At 65.0% G+C, this 642-nt stretch carries 1 protein-coding gene and 1 pseudogene; one reads left to right on the plus strand and one right to left on the minus strand.

Annotation, left to right across the window (positions count from 1 at the left end):
• A pseudogene (locus CSC70_RS14765) lies at positions 1–119 on the minus strand (3'(2'),5'-bisphosphate nucleotidase CysQ); the annotation flags it as partial.
• Between the two features lie 180 nt (positions 120–299).
• On the opposite strand from CSC70_RS14765, the gene CSC70_RS13980 reads away from it, so the two are divergent.
• On the plus strand, positions 300–458 hold the full coding sequence (locus CSC70_RS13980) for a DUF2256 domain-containing protein (protein ID WP_005916138.1): 159 nt from the start codon (positions 300–302) through the stop codon (positions 456–458).
• Positions 459–642: the final 184 nt, after the last annotated feature.

The raw sequence follows: 642 nt of genomic DNA on the forward strand, positions 1-642 counted from the left end.
TGCCACGGCAGCGCCGGGTCGCCGAGTGCGATGAAGTCGCCGTTGAGCAGGGTTTCGCGGCGGGTGGAGCGGGAGGGAGAGCCGGCGGGCGCCCGCCGCGCGCCGCCGGCGGCCGCCAACCCCCTCCCGCCAACCCCCTCCCTGCAAACCATACCAAGACGCGGCGCCTTCCTCCCAACGCCATGTACCGCTGTGCTCCAGCAGTAGCCTGCATGAAGTCTGAGACGGCGTTTTGCATTGGACATCGCTATGACTTGCTTGCACCCGCTTCACCGACACATGCCCGGTCCTCCCAGCCTATGGCAGCGCGCAAAAAACAGGATCTACCGGAGAAGGTGTGCGCGCAATGTGGGCGGCCGTTTCGTTGGCGCAAGAAGTGGGAGCGTGTGTGGGACGAGGTGAAGTACTGCTCGGACCGATGCCGGGGCGACAGCAAACGCCACCGCGCCACAGCTTAGCCGGCACTGCCTCAGACCCGGCAGCATGCCTACAAGACACGGGCATGTTCCGCACATCGCTGAGTGCAGCATGCACTGTCCAACACGCTTTACCGATGCCGCTATTTCGTTCCTGCACGCTTTTTCACGCCGCTGGACTTGGCCGCACGCTTGCTCGTGCTGCGCTTGCTGGCGACGGCCATGT

The organism is Pseudoxanthomonas kalamensis DSM 18571 (genome assembly GCF_010211745.1).
GTDB lineage: Bacteria > Pseudomonadota > Gammaproteobacteria > Xanthomonadales > Xanthomonadaceae > Pseudoxanthomonas_A > Pseudoxanthomonas_A kalamensis.

Coding starts and splice junctions, on each gene's coding strand:
- CSC70_RS13980 (WP_005916138.1), top strand. CDS start 300: ATGGCAGCGCGCAAAAAACAGGATCTACCGGAGAAGGTGTGCGCGCAA.